Source organism: Pantoea hericii, assembly GCF_014155795.1.
In the GTDB taxonomy this organism is placed as follows: Bacteria; Pseudomonadota; Gammaproteobacteria; order Enterobacterales; family Enterobacteriaceae; genus Pantoea; species Pantoea eucalypti.
The window spans coordinates 109,294-126,911 of sequence record NZ_SCKV01000003.1 but is presented as its reverse complement, the minus strand read 5'-3'; the positions used below and the strand labels follow the sequence as shown (position 1 = coordinate 126,911).

The following is a 17,618-nucleotide window of genomic DNA, read 5'->3' as shown; positions in this document are numbered from 1 at the left end:
AAAACAAACAGCATTTACTGTGTTTCAATAAAAATTAATCGCTTGGTTAAATCGGTGTTATTTATTTTGCTGAACTAAAATGACAACGCTGGTTAACAGATTGTTTCCGGAATAGTGAAATGACGCGTGCAATGACACGATATGAATGAGGGGGAAATAGAAATCACGTCTGCGACCTGCACATGTTAGCCGCTGCTGAATAAACATGAGCAGGAACAACAATCGTTCGGATGCAGACAGAGTGAGTCAGACAATGATGAGATGTGCAGCGTTTAACAGAATTATTTAATGCTCCGGCGGTCATGCGTCCAGGTACTATATCTCTGCACAGGTAATCGGATTTCTGGAACCCCTCATGCTCTGCTGCTTACTTTTCCTGTCAGCCATCGTTCCGGGCTTTAAGTAAATTAACCGGCCAATACGGGCTGTCTGGCCCGGATCCAACCGGTTTATGCTCAGTCACAGGAGATAGCGCTTAACTTTATACCGCAGCCGTAAAGTCTGCTCGCTCACGTTATATTCGCTTCAGCACGCCACCCACACCGCTCCGGCGTCCGCTGATTTCACGCACTGCGCCACCCAGCGCACGCCCGCTAATCCGGCATGCACATCGGGATACCAGAAATCCTCAAGGAAGGCAGAGTCGTGGCGATCGGTCGCATCCATTGCCAGTGCGAAGCGACGATAAAGATTCGACCAGGCTTCAAATAATCCCTCGGTGTGCCCTCCGCCAATGCGGTCCTCTTCCAGCGCGCGCGGGCTGAGATAGCCCATGCCGCGCTCCAGAATCCGCACGGGTTCGCCCTGCACTTCGTATCGCAGCTGGTTTGGCTGCTCATCCCACCACTCCAGACTGGCCTTCGATCCGACCACGCGGATCTTCTGCCCATGCATCGATCCGGCATTTACCGCCGACGCCCAGAGCGTGCCGACCGCGCCGTTGTCATACTCCATCATCACAAAGGCGTTATCCTCCAGTGGTGCACGCGACGTGACAAAGCTCTGGCGGGAACAGAGCAGACGCGTCACTTTTAACTGCGGCAACATCGTTTCAGCGATAAATAGCGGATGCGTCGCCAGATCGCCTAACACGTAACTCGGGCCAACAAAACGCGGATCGACCCGCCAGCGGGTGCTTTCACTCTGTAGCTCCACCGCTTCATTATGGAAGCCATGAGCAAACTGCATATTCACGATGCGGATCTCTCCCAGGGCCCCTTCGGCAATCATCTCTCTGGCCTGATGAACCAACTGATGCCCGGCATAACCATAAGTGACGCCAATAATTTTCTGCTTCTCACGACTTAGCTGCTCCAGCTCATCGGCCTCTTCGACCGTAAAACAGAGCGGCTTCTCGCATACAACATGTAGCCCGGCATTGAGTGCCGCCCGACAGATGGCGAAATGGGTATTGTTAGGTGTGGCGATCGACACCGCTTCTATGCCATCTTCGCGCCCTGCTTCCCCGGCGAACAGGCTGGCATAATCGGGATAACAGCGTTCAGGTGCCACACCCAGCGCCTGACCGAACTCGCGCCCACGTACCGCATCAAGATCAAACGCGCCCGCCAGCAGCACAAAGTTACCGTCACGCTGTGCCGCCGAACGATGGATATATCCAATCTGACTGGTGCCGCCGCCACCGATCATGCCCCAGCGAAGTGAGCGATTAGCCGCTTTTTTACCGTTAATCATGCTGTTGTCCTCAGAATCCGGTTGATCGGAGATAGTCCAGGCTGGCTTTAACATCCCGCAGGCTGGTGTCGGCATGGCGCGGATCACGCTCCTGTTCGATGGTGATCCAGCCCTGATAATTACGCTCAGTCAGCAGCCTACGCACCGCCGGATAGTCGATTGCGCCCTGCCCGAGCGGACACATCACGCCCTGTGCGCAGGCGGTGAAAAAGTCGAGTCCGCGAGAGCGCGCGTCACGCCAGATCTGCTGATTGACGTCTTTAAAATGAAGGTAATCGATGCGCGACCAGTACTGTTCCAGCGACGCCACCGGATCCATGCCGGCGTAATAGAGATGGCCCGTATCCAGGCATAAACCAGCGACCTCATGCGGAATGTCAGAGACCAGCTGCGCCAGCTCATCGGCAAACTCTATGCAGCCACCCGCATGCGGATGGATCACTGGCCGCACGCCATACTCCTGCCAGGCAATCTCGCTCAGAATAGTGATGTGCTGCATCATGCACTGCCAGTCATCCGCGGAAAGGCGTGGCGCTTTTTCTGACTGACCCGCATATTTCGCCCGCTCCGGATTGCCGAAGTCGATGATCACCAGATAAGGCGCGCTGGCTCCAGGTGTTCTGGCGGCTGTCGGCACGCTGGCGAGCGTGCGACACAAATTGTGAGTCAGCGTTACCAGCGCCGGAAAATGCGCCTCACTGACTAAATCATCAAAAATCGTCCCCGCCACCAGCGAAAGCGAGTGGGCATTAAGCTGCCGGGTCAGCTCATCGGCATTCACTGGCAGATAACCCCAGGGGCCGAGTTCGATGCTGGGGTAGCCAGCCTGCGCGGCCTCGGTCAGGACTTTGTGAAACGGCGGTAGCCAGGGATTAGCGGGATCATCCACGCCCCAGCTACAGGGCGCATTAGCAATATGAAAGGTCATGATATCTGCCTGTGCAGTGAGAACTGCGGGCAGTATCAAATAAAAATTTCATCCTGGACAACAATAAAAGTTTCATTTTTTGATAGAGATCGCGTTTAAAAATTGCGATAAATGATAGATTACTATCAAATATAGGCTAACCTGCTCTTTTTACAGGTTTTCACGCGTCACGATCTCAAACGGAACGGTGACCTGCGCAAAATGGTCGTGCTGCTCCGATCGGCTGTGGAGACAGGTATGTATGACCGCCTCTGCCATGGCATCAAGGCGATGACGCAGCATCAGCGTGATGGTGCCGTCAATCAGCGCCAGTTCATCACCCGGCAGCGGACCGTGGCACAGCAGATCGATCTCCCGTCGCCCGCTCTCACGCAGCGCCCGCACCACACCCTCTATGCCGCCGCAGGGCGCATAAATCATCACCAGATCATCATGGGTCTCCAGCAATTGGCGGGTTGCCTGATAGCCACCCTCTGACGACTCATAAGTCTTTAACGGTTCCAGTACCCGCTGACTGATGCCCGACTCACGCAGATAGGAGCGAAAACTGATCTCGCTGCTCTCCTGGCAGGTAAAGCGGTGATCGCCCAGCAGTACTCCGACACATCCCGGCTTACGCAGCAGATGCTGCGCCATCCATGCGGCAGTGCGCCCCGCTTTCTGATTATCAATGCCGATAAACCCCGCATGCTCACAGGGCGAGAAATCGGAAAACAGCGCGTAGACTCGTACACCCAGTCGTGACACATCCTGAATGGCGTGACGAATCAGCGGATGGTCCAGCGCCACCAGCGCAATCACATCGCTGCGCTGAGCCAGCTGACGCAGCGAGTGCGCTACCGCGTCCACTTCGTGTATATCATGCCAGCAGAATTCAGGTTCGCGGCCCTGTGGCTGCTGCATCTTAAGCTGCTGTTTCAGCGCTTCGCCCAGTTGCTGATAAAATGAATAGCGGGCAGGCAGCAGGATAAAGCTCACGCGCAGTGGAGTCTCTGCCAGGGTCGGGATGGCCTGACTGTGTGCCTGCGTCAGGCGATAACCCAGCTCGCGCGCCGCCGCCAGCACCTTCTGCTCAGTCACGCTGCGAACCGGCGCACGGCGGTTCAGCACCCGGTCTACCGTCGCCACACCCACGCCCGCCGCCTGCGCGATCGCGGTCATCGTCACTTTAGACATTATCCTTCTCCCTGCTGCTATCGGTAGCGTTAGCTGACGGCTACGCTTTTAGATTCTGTTAAATAAGCCATCAACACTTTATCGTGACACGGCCATTTCCTCTCATTTTTTTGATAGAAAATCAGTGCTAACCTTGATCACCCTCTCAAAATGAAACATTCATTTCTTTCTGCATTCTCTTCAAAACATCTATTTGCTAAAACGGATAAAAATCCCACACCGATTCGGTTGATGGGATCACATCATTAAAAGGTTAGAGCGACGACGGCGGGCTTTCTATAGTGGAGTCCTGAGCACCACCTGCCCGTACGTAAAAAAGGAAAAGCTATGTTCCCTTCAACGCTTCCGGCTCCACGCATAACGGATGCCAGCCAGGTTCCACGACTGCGCTGGGGCATTATCGGGCCAGGCTGGATAGCCGATCATTTTGCCCATGCGCTGCGTCGGCATACCCGGCAGCAGATCACGGCAGTCGCCGCACGTGACCCGGCAAAAGCGCAGGCCTTTGCCGACAAATGGGCAATCGGCCATGCCACAGACAGCCTGGATGCGCTGCTGGCGCGGGAGGATGTTGATGCGGTCTATATCGCTACGCCTCACAACCACCATTTCCCCGATGGTCTGCGCGCGATTGCCGCCGGAAAGCCTCTGCTGATTGAAAAGCCGCTGGCGCTGAATGCGCAGCAGGCTACGCAACTTAAACAGGCCGCCGCTGCCGCGAACCTGCTCTGCATGGAGGCGATGTGGTGCAACTTCACGCCGAAGTATGACGTTATTCGTCAGTTGCTGGAGGATGGCGTGCCCGGTGACGTCCAGACGCTGATAGCCGATCACGGGGAGTTTTTCACGCCGGATCATCGCATTTTCAACGCCGATCTGGCGGGCGGCCCAATGCTTGACCTCGGCAGTTATCTGGTGGCGCTGAGTGTGTTTGTGGGCGGCGGTCCGCCTGACACGATCGTCGCCCGTGGCCAGCCTGTCCCGAATGGCCGCGTTAACGGTCAGACGTCGATGATGTTTACCCATCGGCACGGCATGCAATCGGTGCTGAATACCACCCTGTTCAGCAACACGCCAGGCGGTGCGGTGATTGCCGGTCGCGACGCCACGCTGGAGCTGGCAGGCCAGTTCTATGCGCCTGGTGACTTTACTCTGACCTCCAGCGACCGGCGTCACCGTCTGCAATGGCAGGAACCCACTAACCGCTATGAACAGCTCAGCCATGAAATTAACCACTTCGCCTGGTGTATCGGCCAGAACCTGACCGACTCCCCTGTCCATTCGCTTGACCAGGCGATTATCACCCTGGCTGCGATGGACAACGTCAGGCAGCAGATTGGCATCACCTTCAATGAAGAACAGCAACTTTAATGTGCCCGGAGCAGAAAGATGAAAATCGCTTTTGATGTGGATGTAATCAAACATTTAGGCATCACCCGTATGGTTCATCAGGTGGCCGACTGGGGATACAAATATATCGAACAGTCGCCACATCCGCAGATCAACCCGTTTTATAAACATCCTAAAGCCAGCCGTGAAATCATCACCGAGTACAAAAATGCGTTAAGCGCCACCGGGCTGGAGATCTCCTCGTTTATCGTTGTTTACCGCTGGTCAGGTCCGGATGAACTGCGCCGTCAGGCAGCGGTGAAGAACTGGAAACGGATGATTGAGATTGCGGTTGAGATGGGTGTGCAGGTGATTAACACCGAACTCTCCGGCACCCCTAACGAACCGGAAATCTGTGAAGAGATGTTCTATCGCTCAATGGAAGAGCTGTTGCCGATCATCGAACGTGAAGGCATCCGCGTCGAAATTCAGGCGCATCCGTGGGATTTCTGCGAAGAGAACAACGAAACCGTGGATATCGTGAAGTCGTTCCGCAGCGATAACGTAAAGTATATCTACAGCGCGCCACACACTTTCTTCTATGACAAAGGCAAAGGGGATGTGAAACCGATGCTGGAGTACGCGGGTGACGATCTGTCGCACATGCTGATCGCCGATACCATGAACCATACAAAACACTGTCGCTATATCGTTAACCCGCCAGGCGTGGATGCCACCATCCACCAGCATGTTGGCGTGGGCGAAGGCGAAGTGAACTTCGATACCCTGTTCAAAACGCTGCGCGACACCGGCTTTGCTACCCGCACCCATAAAGTCGGCGGTGAACCGATCATCGCAGCGTCTCTGTTTGGCTATCCGGAAAAGATGAAAGTTCAGGCGATTGAAACCCGCGAACTGATTGAGCGCGAACTGCTGTAACCGACCTGCCGTGCAGTCATGGCTGGCTGCACGGTAATGTCTGTTCAGGACAACAAACGCCCCGCCTGACACACTTTTATTCACTTTTCTCTGATGCCGCGACCCGCCTGAGCTCGCCCCGTTTTAGCACACCCTCGCACAGCCAGCAGAGTTAAACCCCCTTTGCAGCACCTGCTACACTCCAGACCAATACCACACCATAAGGCGAACTTTCATTATGTCGGAAAATGCATATCAGCCCGCAAAAGTCTGGACCTGGGACCCTGAAGCCAAAGGTAACGGCGCGAAAACTAATCGTCCGTTTGCAGGTCCCACCCATGAAAAAGCGTTGCCGGTCGGTAAACATCCTTTACAGCTCTATTCGCTCGGCACGCCTAACGGCCAGAAAGTCACCATCCTTCTGGAAGAGCTGCTGGCACTTAACGTCAACGATGCTGAATATGATGCCTGGCTGATCCGTATCGGCGAAGGTGATCAGTTCTCCAGCGGTTTTGTCGATGTGAACCCGAACTCGAAAATCCCTGCGCTGAGCGACCACTCCGCAACGCCGCCGATTCGGGTATTTGAATCCGGCAATATCCTGCTCTATCTGGCGGAAAAGTTTGGCTACTTCCTGCCGAAAGATATCGCTGGCCGTACTGAAACCCTGAACTGGCTGTTCTGGCTGCAGGGCTCAGCGCCTTATCTCGGCGGCGGTTTCGGTCATTTCTATCACTACGCGCCAGAAAAAATTGAGTACGCCATCAACCGCTTCACACTGGAAGCGAAGCGTCAGTTTGATGTGCTGGATCGTCGGCTGGCTGATAACCGCTATCTGGCGGGTGATGACTACACCATCGCTGACATCGCCACCTGGCCGTGGTACGGCAACATGGTGCTGAATGACCAGTATGGCGCAGCCGAATTCCTGGATGTGCAGTCCTATAAAAATGTGGTGCGCTGGGCGAAAGAGATCGCACAGCGTCCTGCCGTTATTCGTGGCCGCAAGGTCAACCGCGTCATGGGCGACCCGGCCGATCAGCTGCATGAGCGTCATGATGCGGCTGACTTCGATACCGAAACCCAGGATAAAAAAGCGTAAGGAGAGACCTGTGAGTGCATACGTTGTATTTATTCGTGATAACACCCTGAACCAGGACGAAATGGCGATCTACGCCGAGAAAGCGGGCCAGGCGCGCGGCGATCATCAGATTAACCCTCTCGCCTTTTATGGCGAGCTGGAAACGCTGGAAGGTCAGGAAGCAGAAGGTGTGGTAATTCTGGAATTCGCGAGCCGTGAAGAAGCACATGCATGGTATGACAGCCCGGAATATCAGGCTGCCAAAGCGCACCGTCTGAAAGGCGCGAACTATCGCGTGGTGCTGGTCGAGGGTGTGGCTAAGTAAGATTTCAGGCGGCAGCGATGCCGCCTTTTTTATTGCAGCGTGATACGCGCCACGCCATCCAGAAGCTGATGGCTGTGGTCGTCATTGAAGCCCTGCTTCAGAGTCACATACAGTGTCTGGCCGTCCGGTGAGACCAGCAGGCTTTCTGGATGCCCCTCAAACGACCAGCTGTTTTTCACTTCATACGTGGTGCCATCCAGCTGCAGCACCTTCTTCGATTCGCGCTGGCTGATATAAATCTCATTGCGCTTACCGTTAAACTTAATCCCCACTGAATCGCCTGGATCAAGACGCTGAATCACCTTGCCGCTGCGCTCATCAAACACCAGGATATTTTTCTCTTTGGCGTTATCCGTGACAAACAGGCGACCGGTTGCCGGATCTTCTGCCATATTCAGGAACTGAGTGTCCTGTCCATCACCTGCCGTCAGGCGCTGCTCGATTTTGTGATTGCGCGGATTGATCACCAGGATTTCACCGCTGCCGTTCGCCGCATAAATGCGATCGCTGACTGGCGAGAAGATAATGCCTGTGACACCTTTGCCAGCATTTTTAATCCGGGCTTTCAGCGTCAGGGTTTTCGCATCAACGACCCAGATCACGCCAGGTTCGTCTGCGCCGCCGACATAGAGCAGCCCGTCATGCAGAAAGATCTCGCGGGTTTTCACCGGCGATCCTTTCTCATTCTTCTCGTCAAACATCAGGCGCTTCAGCACGTTGCCGGTATCGGGATCGATCTTAGCGATGCCACCATCCACTGATTGGGTGGTGTAAAGCGCGCTGCCATCCTGTCCACTGCTCAGACCCGCATTTTTCAGATCGTAATGCCCCGCCCCGGTGCTCTGCAGCGTGGTGCCATCAAGACGATAGATCATGCCGCCACTGATATCCTTGCCCTCGGGCGCACTGGCCACATAGAGCGTATTTTTGGCGGGCAGATACGCCATCTCATATAATCCGTCGCCCAGCTCGCGCTGAATCAGATTATCGGGGCTGGAGGGCTGCATCACCATCAGCGCATTGCCATCCACTTTTTTTGCTCTCATCTGGCACGCCGTCAGGCTGAAGGTGGTGACTATCGCCAGTGCGAGTGCCGCTTTACGCGAGCTGAACAACGCTTTCATAGTTAACTCCCCTATCCATCTGCTGCTCCCGGCAGGCCGCAACACAGCGGGCAGGCAGGGAAGAAAAAGAATGAGAATCATACGCATCACTAAAAAGGGTGTAAACGCAACGGCACCCTGAAGCAACCGAATCAGCTTAATGCGGTATATTTATTGTCCACAGGCGCTTTTCTGTGCCCGTCACTCAATTTATAACCTCGACTAATCAACAACCTGAAGATTATTCTGCAAAAACGCCACAAACGCGGTAATACGAGCCGGAAGCTGGCGTTGCGCCTGCCAGACCGCAAAGATATCACCATCAGGTGCCTGCCAGTCCGGTAGCACCGGCAACAATTCGCCCGCAGCCAGGCTGTGTTGCGCATCCCACCAGGAACGCAGCAGAATGCCATGTCCATCCATCGCCAGCCGCATCGCTACTTCACCATCGTTGGTGATCAGGCTGCCGCGCACTTTCTGGCTGATGCTCTGTTCACCGCAGGTCAGCCGCCACAGGGTAAAATCGCTGTCGTGCTGACGCAGTAAAATGCAGTTGTGCTGCGCCAGATCGCGCACAGTGGCAGGCAGGCCGTGCCGGGCAGCATAGGCGGGCGAACAGCAGAGGATACGCGGATTGGTTCGCAGCTTACGTGCCACCAGCCGCGAGTCAGGCGGCTCCCCAACGCGGATATCGATATCCATGTGCGCATCAAGAAAATTAAGCGGCTGGCTGCTGAGTTGTAACGACAGTGAGAGCTGCGGATGCAGCGCGGCAAAAGCCGAGACGCAGGGCGCGATATGGCGACGGCCAAAACCAAAGGAGGCGTTGATGTTGAGGGTGCCGCGCAGCTGGGCTGTTTCACCGCTGACCGCCTCTTCCAGCGCCGCAAGCTGATCCAGCAGCGGACGCGCGCCCGCCAGATAACGGCGGCCTTCCGGCGTCAGTTCCAGCCGGCGTGTGGTGCGGCGCAGCAATTGCACACCAAGGCGCTGCTCCAGCTGGCTCAGACGTTTGCTTACCGCTGCCAGTGACAGGCCCAGTTCGCGCGCCGCCGCAGTCAGACTATCCAGCGCGGCCAGGCGAACAAAGAAGGCTAAGTCATCAGTGGAGGTGCGGGATTCTCTACTTTGATTCAACAATGGATTGCCTTTCAGGCTCATTATTTCCCCGGAATCGACAGTTATACTGCGTACACAATTCGAACATCAACCGGAAAGGTGCCCTGTGACTGATAAAATCTACTCTATTGCTGTGATCCCTGGCGATGGCATCGGCAAAGAAGTGATGCCGGAAGGCGTCCGTGTAATGAATGCGGCTGCTGAGAAATTTAATATTCCGCTGCGCTGGGAGTGGTTCGATTACGCCAGCGCTGACTACTGGCAGCAGCATGGCAAAATGCTGCCTGACGGCTGGTTTCCGCAGCTGAAAGCCTTTGACGCGATTTATTTTGGCGCGGTCGGCTGGCCCGATGTGGTGCCCGACCATGTTTCACTGTGGGGCTCGCTGCTACAGTTCCGCCGTGAGTTCGACCAGTACGTCAATCTGCGTCCGGTGCGACTGATGCCAGGGGTGAAAGCGCCGCTGGCAAACCGTCAGCCTGGCGACATCGACTTCTATGTGGTGCGTGAAAACACCGAAGGTGAATACTCCAGCGTGGGTGGCACCATGTTCCCTGGCACCGACCGTGAAGTGGTGATTCAGGAGACGGTAATGACGCGCACCGGTGTTGACCGCATCCTGAAGTTTGCTTATCAGCTGGCGCAGAGCCGGCAGAAGAAGCACCTGACCTCCGCCACCAAATCCAACGGCATCGCTATCACCATGCCTTACTGGGACAGCCGCGTCGAAGCGATGTCCGGCCAGTTCCCCGAGGTTCGCGTCGACAAGTATCATATTGATATTCTTACCGCCAACTTCGTGCTGCACCCGGACTGGTTTGATGTAGTGGTGGCCAGCAACCTGTTTGGGGATATCCTCTCCGATCTCGGCCCGGCCTGTACCGGCACCATTGGCATTGCGCCCTCCGCCAATATTAACCCGGAAGGCCTGTTTCCCAGCCTGTTTGAGCCGGTTCACGGTTCTGCGCCGGATATCGCAGGCAAAGGCATCGCCAATCCTATCGGGCAGATCTGGTGTGGGGCGATGATGCTGGAGCATCTCGGCTACAAAGCGGCGGGTGATGCGGTGTTAAATGCAATTGAACGTACGCTGGCGGCGGGAGAGCATCTGACGCGCGACCTCGGCGGCAACGCCAGCACCGAAGAGCTCGGCGCGGCCATCGCCGCCGCGCTGTAAATCAGTCCGGCAACTGCACCACGCATTCAGCATGCCAGCCTGGCGGTAACGGCGCGGGCCTGTTGATCACCAGGTTGTGCAGTTGCAGGTTCTCTACCCCGCGCGCAAACAGGCCCGGCAAACCGCCGGGATAGCGCTCTACGCCAAAGGCTTCACCGGTTTTCGGGTCAAGTTTGTAGGCGTTATCCAGCCCCATGCCGGTCGGTGAGTCGGGGTTACAGGGTGGTCGCACGTCATAGTGTCCCTGCGTCATCGGCGACACGGTCTGCCGCATCTGAAGCTGGCTGATAACCACATCGCGTATCCAGCCCGGTTCTGCCGCATGCAGATTAATCGCCCCTTCCGCCACGCCCGTCATGTTGCTGAACTGCACCTGCTCCACGACGCCAGGCGTGATGGCGGGATCGCGATGGCGCACAGAAATATGCAGCGGATCGGCTTTGCCCCAGTGACAGGGCGGCGCATGGTGACAGGCAAAGGTCAGGTTACTGAACAGCAGACGCCGCATTGCACCGCCGTCACGCGACAGAATGCCGATACCCCGGTTGGAATCAAAAATGGTGCAGCCGGTCACCGTGACATCTTCCACATCATCCCAGGTTTCGGTGCCGATTTTAAAGGCACAGCTGTAACTGCGAAGCAGGCAGTTGGTGATCATAATCTGCCGCGCCGGACGCCGCAGCGCAGCCGGTTTGTGGGTGGTTTTAATGCAGATAGCGTCATCAGCGGCACTGAGGTAGCTGTTGCTGACAAACACCGCCTCGCATCCGTCAATATCCAGCGCATCGGTATTCGGCATAGTCATCGCGTTGTCGATAGTGAGATGGTCGATATGCACATGGCGACAGCTCACCAGATGCACCGTCCACATTGGCGCCTGCACGATGGTAAAGGCGGTCAGCGTCACCTGCTCGCAATCTTCAAACACGATAATGCGCGGCCGGTCAGGACGCGGCAGGCGATAACCCTGCTCATCCCGCTCAGCGGCGAACCAGGCTTCACCCTCGCCATCGATGCGGCCAGTGCCGCTGATAGTGATATTGCGCTGGCCCAGCGCATAGAGCAGCACGTTATGGGACTTCTCAGCACAGCTGAGTGCCTGCACCGCCTGGTAGTCAGCCAGCCGCGGACTGGCGATCAGCACCGCACCCGCTTCCAGGTGCAGTTCAAAATCAGATGGCAGATTCAGGCAGCCGCTGCGATAACGCCCGGCAGGCAGGGTAAGACGCCCCCCGCCGGCCGCCGCAATCTGATCCATGGCGCGCTGCAGCACGGCCGTGTCCGGGGTTTCGCCATCGGCGACAGGATGAAAATCAGCAAGGGAAAGGTGCATCATGCGTCTCCCGCAGGATTGAGGAGGAGAAATTCCAGCACGACACGGCGCGGGAAACCTTTGTCTGGTCGCCAGTACGCCGTTTCGTGCGGGATATCACAAATTACTTCACGGCCCCTTCAGTGACGCCGCTGATAAACTTGCGCTGGAAAATCAGGAACACCACGATCAGCGGCATAATCACAATCATTGCGCCCGCCATCAGCACCGGAATGTCGATGGTGTTTTTGTTCTGGAAAAACATCATGCCAATCGGCAGCGTGCGCAGCTCATCCTTGTTGACCAGAATCAGTGGGATCAGAAACTCGTTCCAGGTCCAGATAAACAGCAGCAGCCCCAGCGTCGACAGCGTTGGCCAGATTGCCGGCACCAGAATGCCCCACAGAATTTTGACCCGCGACGCCCCATCCATCACCGCCGCTTCTACCAGCTCTTTCGGCACCTGCTGAAACGCGCTGGCGATCATCAGCGTGGTAAAGGGCAGCGACAGGGCGATTTGCGGCAGGATCAGCGCCAGATAGGTGTTGGTGAGCCCCATCCAGCGCAGCTCGTGATAGAGCGGAATGATAAAGGCTTCACTCGGCAGCACCATCCCCAGGGCCAGCATCGCCCCAATCACTTTTTTACCGGGGATCTTCAGCCAGGCGAAACCAAAACCAGCCAGAATACCCAGCAGCACGCTGAACAGTACGACCGGAATCACCACCAGCACCGAGTTGAGGAAGTAGACGTTAAAGTGTCCCTGCTGCCACGCGGTCACGTAGTTTTTGAAATTCAGCGAGGCTGGCAGCGTGAAGATGCCCTGAAACAGCTCCATCTGGGTTTTAAACGAGGTCATCAGCGCCATCAGAAACGGCAGAATCGTCATCAGCGCCACGATCCAGATCAGCGCGCGTGAAATCACCGGCGTGCTTCGCATCAGTAACGCTCCTTTAAGGCCAGATGAATCAGATAGTTGATCCCTAAAACAATAATCATGCTGAACACCGCCACCGACGAGGCGTAGCCAAAATAGTGCAGGTCAAAGCCCTGCTTATACATAAAGATGTTGGTGACCATGGTGGAGGTGCCTGGGCCGCCCTGCGTCATCACATAGACCAGGTCAAAGGCTTTCAGGCTGGCGATCACCGTCAGCAGCAGCGCAATCCGCAGCTCGGGCCGCAGGCCGGGCAACGTAATACGCATAAATTTCTGACGGCGCGATGAGCCATCCAGATCGGCGGCTTCCAGCAGTGAGGGATCCATACGCTGCAGGCCTGCCATAAACAGCACCAGACAGAAGCCGAAGAAGTACCAGGTCGCGACCAGACCGACAGCGGGCAGCGCCCAGGTAAAATCACCCAGCCAGGAGAGCGCCAGCTGGGGCAATCCGATCGCGCGTAATATCTGGTCGATGGGGCCAAACGCCGGGTTATAGAGCCAGCGCCATACTACACCCAGCACCGCCATTGGCATGATATAGGGCAGGAAGAAGAGAATGCGCAGCACGCTACGTTCGTTATTGTTGCGCGTGTCATACAGAAAGCTGCAGAGCAGCAGGCCGACGCCAATCGGCAACAGGGTATAGAACAGCATCAGGATGGCGTTATTGCCCAGCGCAATCCAGAACACCGGATCGCTGAACATCCGCATGTAGTTGCTGATGCCACTAAACACCGGCAGTGAGGTGCCGTCCCATTCGGTAAAACTGATGCCCAGCGAGGCCAGCAGCGGGAACAGCAGAAACACCGCATAGACCAGCACCGCAGGCAGAACATAGAGGAAATTACGCCAGCTGCTTAAATTCAACATAACCCTACTCGTGGTTCAGAACGATGCTCAGGCCCGGCTGTTCGCCGGGCCTCCGGCTTAATGCTTCAGGGTTTTCAGGTAACGCTGATAGTTGTTATCAAAATTCACCACCATCTGATCGGGGGTCTGACGACCCGCCAGCAGCAGCTGGACGTTCTGATTCAGCTCGGCGTTCATGGTCGGTGTTGCCCAGTCCACGTAGTGGCCTAAACCGTCGTAGTCGTTGAGCGTCAGCCAGACCTGATACGCTTCCGCCAGCAGCGGATTATCCGCTGGCATTTTGGCCGCTTTGTTCGTGCTGGCCGGCAGGAAGCCCACTTTCAGCCAGCGGTTCGCCATGGCATCAGAGACCATATAGTTGATGAACTTCGCTGCACCCTCCTGCTGATCTTTGCCTTTGGCGGTGCTGGTAATTGAGAACGCCAGATCGGTCCCGCCCACCATCAGCGGCTGTTTCACGCCTTCACCGGCAGGCATCGCGGCGAAGTGAATATCTTTGTTGTCTTTAAACTGGCCGAGATACCAGGTGCCGCTGACCAGGAACGCAGCCTGACCGTTCTGGAACAGCGTCGCCGCATCGTCGTGACCAATGCCCTGGAAGCCAGGGAAGAAGTAGCCTTTGTCGGTCCAGCTCTTCATCATCGTGGCGGCATTGACCAGCTTGCTGTCTTTGAAGGTGCCGCCCACATCGTAAATCAGATTATCCAGCGTCTTGCGGTCATGGCTTTCAATCTGCGCCTGCCATAGCGTGCTAAGCAGTTGCTGGCCCATGTTGCCATCCAGCAGGCCGAGCATCATCGGCGCGGTGCCCTGCTGTTTCAGCTTCGCCATGGCACTCTCCAGCTCAGCCAGCGTTTTCGGCACCGCAATGCCCGCTTTGTCCAGCACCGCTTTGTTGTAATAGAGCCCGACCATTTCGCCCAGGCTGGCGATGCCATACAGCTTGCCGCTACCAAACTCGCCGCTGTCTGACCAGCGGTTACGTTTCAGAATCGAGTCCGGGAAGCGGGTAGTCCAGCCGTCGCTGGCGGCATAGCTATCGAGCGGCAGCAACAGCTTATCTTTAACCAGCGAACCCATATCGCCGCCGCCCTGGTTGACCTGGGCGATCTGCGGGCCATCACCGGCAGTCAGTGCCAGCTTCAGCGGAATACGGGTATCTTCAAAAGAGTGAACCGAGCGGTTAATCACGATGCCGGGATTCTGCTGTGAGAACTCTTTAATCCCTTCATCCACCGCAGCGGTCTGCTCAGGGTAGTTGTAGATATCCCACTCATTCAGAGTGACAGCAGCGTGGGCGGCATGAGAGACGCTGCCCGCCAGCAGGCCCGCTACCAGCAGCCGACCCACATTGCGAATTCGGAACGAACGAACGGAAGAAACAGACATTATGCTCACCTTCTTCAGACCAGGGTCGGCATCCTTTCATCTCACCGCCTGACATCCTGCAGGCTGCAGCCGCACACAAACGCACTCACTCATACTTACTTTAATAGAAAAATAAAGTCAAACAGCCTGCCGACCGAATTGTCAGGCTGTGAGCACGCGCAAATAAACAGTGACATGGCGTGAAAATCAGCACGCCGCGCTGGCATTTACACCATTAACCGTGGCGGCACGTCGCCAGCCACTTTTTCTGCAGCAGGAGATGCCAGAGGAATAATCGCAAAATAACGTCCTGATAAAACATATGAAAATCCTATCACGCTCACACTTTTCTCTTTTGACCGGCCGTGAATCTGCCGCCAGCCGCCCTGTTCCGGGCGTGTTGGCGATCACAGTTGTGCATCCCGATGCCGGTAAACATTGCCGAACCGCCTGCGTTAGTGCGATAAGGTAATTATTCTATCTTGAAAACTAAGTCCACTTTCATTAACGTAACTTTTACCTGCGGAGCTGTTCAATCCCTGACCGGTTCCCTCACTCACGAGAACTCACCATGGCGAATCAAGGTGTCATTCGTCCGGCCACACCGGCGGACTACCCGGCGCTCTACCGCATCTGCCTGGAAACAGCCGATGCGGGCGGCGATGCCCGCGCGCTCTACTCCGATCCTGACTATCCCGGCCAGCGTTTTGCCGTGCCCTATGCGCATTTTGCGCCGGACTTTGCTTTTGTACTGGAGCAGGACGGTGAGGTGCAGGGTTACGTGGTCGCCGCGCCGGATACCCGCGCGTTTGAAGCGCAGCTTCAGGCCGAATGGTGGCCGCAGTTGCAGGAGAAATATCGCGATCGCAGCGCCAGTGCCCCGCTCGACAGCAAAGTGCTCGATTCAATACGCCATCCCGACCAGGCCGCTGAGATCCTGGTGACGCAGTGGCCTGCTCATCTGCATATCAACCTGCTGCCGGCGGCACAGAAAGGCGGCTGGGGTCGCCGGATGATTGAGCATGAACTGGCGGCGCTCCGCGCTGCTGGCGTCAGTGGTGTTCATCTTGGCGTCAGCCTGCAGAACGAGCAGGTTTGTGCCTTCTATGCGCGCATGGGGTTTACCCCAATCATGCGCAGCAATGCCATCTACATGGGCCAGTTACTCTGAGTGAGGTAGCCGATGACCAGCCTGCGCTTGCAGAATGTGAAGAAGTCGTATGAACACGTCAATGTCATTCATGGCATCGATCTGACGATAAACAGTGGCGAATTTGTCGTGTTTGTTGGGCCATCTGGCTGCGGCAAGTCGACGCTGCTGCGGATGATCGCCGGGCTGGAGGAGATCAGCAGCGGGCAGTTGCTGATTGAGGAGCAGGACATGACACAGCAGCCCGCCACTGAGCGCGGCATCGCGATGGTGTTTCAGTCTTATGCGCTCTACCCCAACATGACGGTGCGCGGCAACCTGGCGTATCCGCTGGAGGTAATGAAAAAGTCCAAAGCGGAGATTAACGAGGCGATAGCCCAGACGGCCGCCCGCCTGCATCTCACCGAACTGCTCGACCGCCTGCCGCGTGCGCTCTCTGGCGGACAGCGGCAGCGCGTGGCAATTGGCCGGGCGATTATCCGTCATCCGCGCATCTTCCTGTTTGATGAGCCACTCTCTAACCTTGATGCAGAGCTGCGCCTGCAGATGCGCATTGAGATTGCCCGGCTGCACGCCTCGCTTGGCAACACCATGATTTATGTCACCCACGATCAGCTGGAGGCAATGACGCTGGCTGACCGCATCGTGGTGCTGCGTCAGGGCCGCATTGAGCAGGTCGGTGCACCGCTGACGCTTTATCACGACCCGGATAATCTGTTTGTCGCCGGTTTTATCGGCTCACCAAAAATGAACTTTCTGCGGGCGGAAATCAGCGCCACGGGCGCGGGGGAAGTGCAACTGCGGGTGCCGGAACTGAAGATTGAGGGGCTGGTGCTGAAAATCGCCGCCGACTGCCGCGAGGGACAAACCGTCACGCTGGGCATTCGTCCTGAACATTTCCAGCCTGCCGCGCAGACGCCGGACGCATTGCGCTTTCACGGCGAGCTGGCTTATGGCGAGATGCTGGGTCACACCAACTATCTCTACCTGGATATCGGGCGTGAACAGATGCTGGTCGTGGAAGAGCGCGAGGCGACGACGCGCGAGCTCGGAACCCAGGTTGAACTGGGCTTTTCTGCCGCGCACTGCCTGCTGTTTGATGAGCAGGGAATGCGCCTGCGCTAA

At 56.4% G+C, this 17,618-nt stretch carries 16 protein-coding genes; 7 read left to right on the top strand and 9 right to left on the bottom strand.

Annotated elements, in window-relative coordinates:
• Nucleotides 1-525 precede the first annotated feature (525 nt).
• The 3 genes from H7K52_RS07640 to H7K52_RS07630 all read right to left on the bottom strand — a co-directional run bounded on the left by H7K52_RS07640 (nt 526) and on the right by H7K52_RS07630 (nt 3,799).
• Nucleotides 526-1,695, bottom strand: a complete 1,170-nt coding sequence (locus H7K52_RS07640) for a Gfo/Idh/MocA family protein (protein ID WP_182629897.1) — start codon at nt 1,693-1,695, stop codon at nt 526-528.
• A gap of 10 nt (nt 1,696-1,705) precedes the next feature.
• Nucleotides 1,706-2,623: a TIM barrel protein gene (locus tag H7K52_RS07635; RefSeq protein WP_003855640.1), complete on the bottom strand. Its 918-nt coding sequence runs from the start codon at nt 2,621-2,623 to the stop codon at nt 1,706-1,708.
• A gap of 150 nt (nt 2,624-2,773) precedes the next feature.
• Entirely contained in the window at nt 2,774-3,799 is a 1,026-nt protein-coding gene (locus H7K52_RS07630) for a LacI family DNA-binding transcriptional regulator (RefSeq protein WP_182629896.1), read from the bottom strand.
• Between the two features lie 327 nt (nt 3,800-4,126).
• On the opposite strand from H7K52_RS07630, the gene H7K52_RS07625 reads away from it, so the two are divergent.
• From H7K52_RS07625 to H7K52_RS07610, 4 genes are all read left to right on the top strand, one after another.
• Nucleotides 4,127-5,170, top strand: a complete 1,044-nt coding sequence (locus H7K52_RS07625) for a Gfo/Idh/MocA family protein (RefSeq protein WP_182629895.1) — start codon at nt 4,127-4,129, stop codon at nt 5,168-5,170.
• Between the two features lie 18 nt (nt 5,171-5,188).
• Nucleotides 5,189-6,067: a sugar phosphate isomerase/epimerase family protein gene (locus H7K52_RS07620; protein WP_039660632.1), complete on the top strand. Its 879-nt coding sequence runs from the start codon at nt 5,189-5,191 to the stop codon at nt 6,065-6,067.
• A 217-nt stretch (nt 6,068-6,284) separates the two neighbouring features.
• The gene (gene yghU, locus H7K52_RS07615) at nt 6,285-7,148 is read left to right on the top strand and encodes a glutathione-dependent disulfide-bond oxidoreductase (protein ID WP_039660633.1); all 864 of its coding nucleotides are present in this window, start codon (nt 6,285-6,287) and stop codon (nt 7,146-7,148) included.
• 10 nt (nt 7,149-7,158) lie between these two features.
• Nucleotides 7,159-7,452 (top strand): DUF1330 domain-containing protein, encoded by a 294-nt coding sequence (locus H7K52_RS07610; RefSeq protein ID WP_003855645.1) that lies wholly within the window; start codon nt 7,159-7,161, stop codon nt 7,450-7,452.
• Between the two features lie 29 nt (nt 7,453-7,481).
• On the opposite strand, the gene H7K52_RS07605 is transcribed toward H7K52_RS07610, so the two are convergent.
• Nucleotides 7,482-8,576, bottom strand: a complete 1,095-nt coding sequence (locus H7K52_RS07605) for a YncE family protein (RefSeq protein ID WP_182629894.1) — start codon at nt 8,574-8,576, stop codon at nt 7,482-7,484.
• 201 nt (nt 8,577-8,777) lie between these two features.
• On the bottom strand, nt 8,778-9,716 hold the full coding sequence (locus H7K52_RS07600) for a LysR family transcriptional regulator (protein WP_008926643.1): 939 nt from the start codon (nt 9,714-9,716) through the stop codon (nt 8,778-8,780).
• 64 nt (nt 9,717-9,780) lie between these two features.
• Between H7K52_RS07600 and H7K52_RS07595 the strand changes: the two genes are divergently transcribed.
• Nucleotides 9,781-10,851, top strand: coding sequence for a tartrate dehydrogenase (locus H7K52_RS07595; protein ID WP_182629893.1), 1,071 nt, complete (start codon nt 9,781-9,783; stop codon nt 10,849-10,851).
• Between the two features lies 1 nt (nt 10,852).
• Here H7K52_RS07595 and H7K52_RS07590 read toward each other — a convergent pair whose 3' ends face one another.
• From H7K52_RS07590 to H7K52_RS07575, 4 genes are all read right to left on the bottom strand, one after another.
• Nucleotides 10,853-12,184, bottom strand: coding sequence for a glycoside hydrolase family 28 protein (locus H7K52_RS07590; protein WP_008926641.1), 1,332 nt, complete (start codon nt 12,182-12,184; stop codon nt 10,853-10,855).
• Nucleotides 12,185-12,287: 103 nt separating this feature from the next.
• Nucleotides 12,288-13,103 carry a carbohydrate ABC transporter permease gene (locus H7K52_RS07585; protein ID WP_003855657.1) on the bottom strand — a complete coding sequence of 272 codons (816 nt, stop codon included), beginning with the start codon at nt 13,101-13,103 and terminating at the stop codon, nt 12,288-12,290.
• The gene (locus H7K52_RS07580; RefSeq protein WP_003855659.1) at nt 13,103-13,975 is read right to left on the bottom strand and encodes a carbohydrate ABC transporter permease; all 873 of its coding nucleotides are present in this window, start codon (nt 13,973-13,975) and stop codon (nt 13,103-13,105) included. Before H7K52_RS07580 ends, H7K52_RS07585 begins: the two co-directional genes overlap by 1 nt.
• Before the next feature lie 57 nt (nt 13,976-14,032).
• On the bottom strand, nt 14,033-15,364 hold the full coding sequence (locus tag H7K52_RS07575) for an extracellular solute-binding protein (protein ID WP_003855662.1): 1,332 nt from the start codon (nt 15,362-15,364) through the stop codon (nt 14,033-14,035).
• A 550-nt stretch (nt 15,365-15,914) separates the two neighbouring features.
• Between H7K52_RS07575 and H7K52_RS07570 the strand changes: the two genes are divergently transcribed.
• On the top strand, nt 15,915-16,514 hold the full coding sequence (locus H7K52_RS07570) for a GNAT family N-acetyltransferase (protein ID WP_039660638.1): 600 nt from the start codon (nt 15,915-15,917) through the stop codon (nt 16,512-16,514).
• Nucleotides 16,515-16,526: 12 nt separating this feature from the next.
• A complete protein-coding gene (locus H7K52_RS07565) occupies nt 16,527-17,618 on the top strand; it encodes an ABC transporter ATP-binding protein (RefSeq protein WP_008926639.1) in 1,092 nt (363 codons plus the stop codon).

Excerpts from the sequence above, each read along its gene's own strand:
- H7K52_RS07635 (WP_003855640.1), bottom strand. The coding sequence starts at position 2,623 with ATGACCTTTCATATTGCTAATGCGCCCTGTAGCTGGGGCGTGGATGAT.
- H7K52_RS07565 (WP_008926639.1), top strand. The coding sequence starts at position 16,527 with ATGACCAGCCTGCGCTTGCAGAATGTGAAGAAGTCGTATGAACACGTC.
- H7K52_RS07585 (WP_003855657.1), bottom strand. The coding sequence starts at position 13,103 with ATGCGAAGCACGCCGGTGATTTCACGCGCGCTGATCTGGATCGTGGCG.
- H7K52_RS07625 (WP_182629895.1), top strand. The coding sequence starts at position 4,127 with ATGTTCCCTTCAACGCTTCCGGCTCCACGCATAACGGATGCCAGCCAG.
- H7K52_RS07575 (WP_003855662.1), bottom strand. The coding sequence starts at position 15,364 with ATGTCTGTTTCTTCCGTTCGTTCGTTCCGAATTCGCAATGTGGGTCGG.
- H7K52_RS07620 (WP_039660632.1), top strand. The coding sequence starts at position 5,189 with ATGAAAATCGCTTTTGATGTGGATGTAATCAAACATTTAGGCATCACC.
- H7K52_RS07640 (WP_182629897.1), bottom strand. The coding sequence starts at position 1,695 with ATGATTAACGGTAAAAAAGCGGCTAATCGCTCACTTCGCTGGGGCATG.
- H7K52_RS07570 (WP_039660638.1), top strand. The coding sequence starts at position 15,915 with ATGGCGAATCAAGGTGTCATTCGTCCGGCCACACCGGCGGACTACCCG.
- H7K52_RS07605 (WP_182629894.1), bottom strand. The coding sequence starts at position 8,576 with ATGAAAGCGTTGTTCAGCTCGCGTAAAGCGGCACTCGCACTGGCGATA.
- H7K52_RS07630 (WP_182629896.1), bottom strand. The coding sequence starts at position 3,799 with ATGTCTAAAGTGACGATGACCGCGATCGCGCAGGCGGCGGGCGTGGGT.
- yghU (WP_039660633.1), top strand. The coding sequence starts at position 6,285 with ATGTCGGAAAATGCATATCAGCCCGCAAAAGTCTGGACCTGGGACCCT.
- H7K52_RS07600 (WP_008926643.1), bottom strand. The coding sequence starts at position 9,716 with ATGAGCCTGAAAGGCAATCCATTGTTGAATCAAAGTAGAGAATCCCGC.
- H7K52_RS07580 (WP_003855659.1), bottom strand. The coding sequence starts at position 13,975 with ATGTTGAATTTAAGCAGCTGGCGTAATTTCCTCTATGTTCTGCCTGCG.
- H7K52_RS07590 (WP_008926641.1), bottom strand. The coding sequence starts at position 12,184 with ATGCACCTTTCCCTTGCTGATTTTCATCCTGTCGCCGATGGCGAAACC.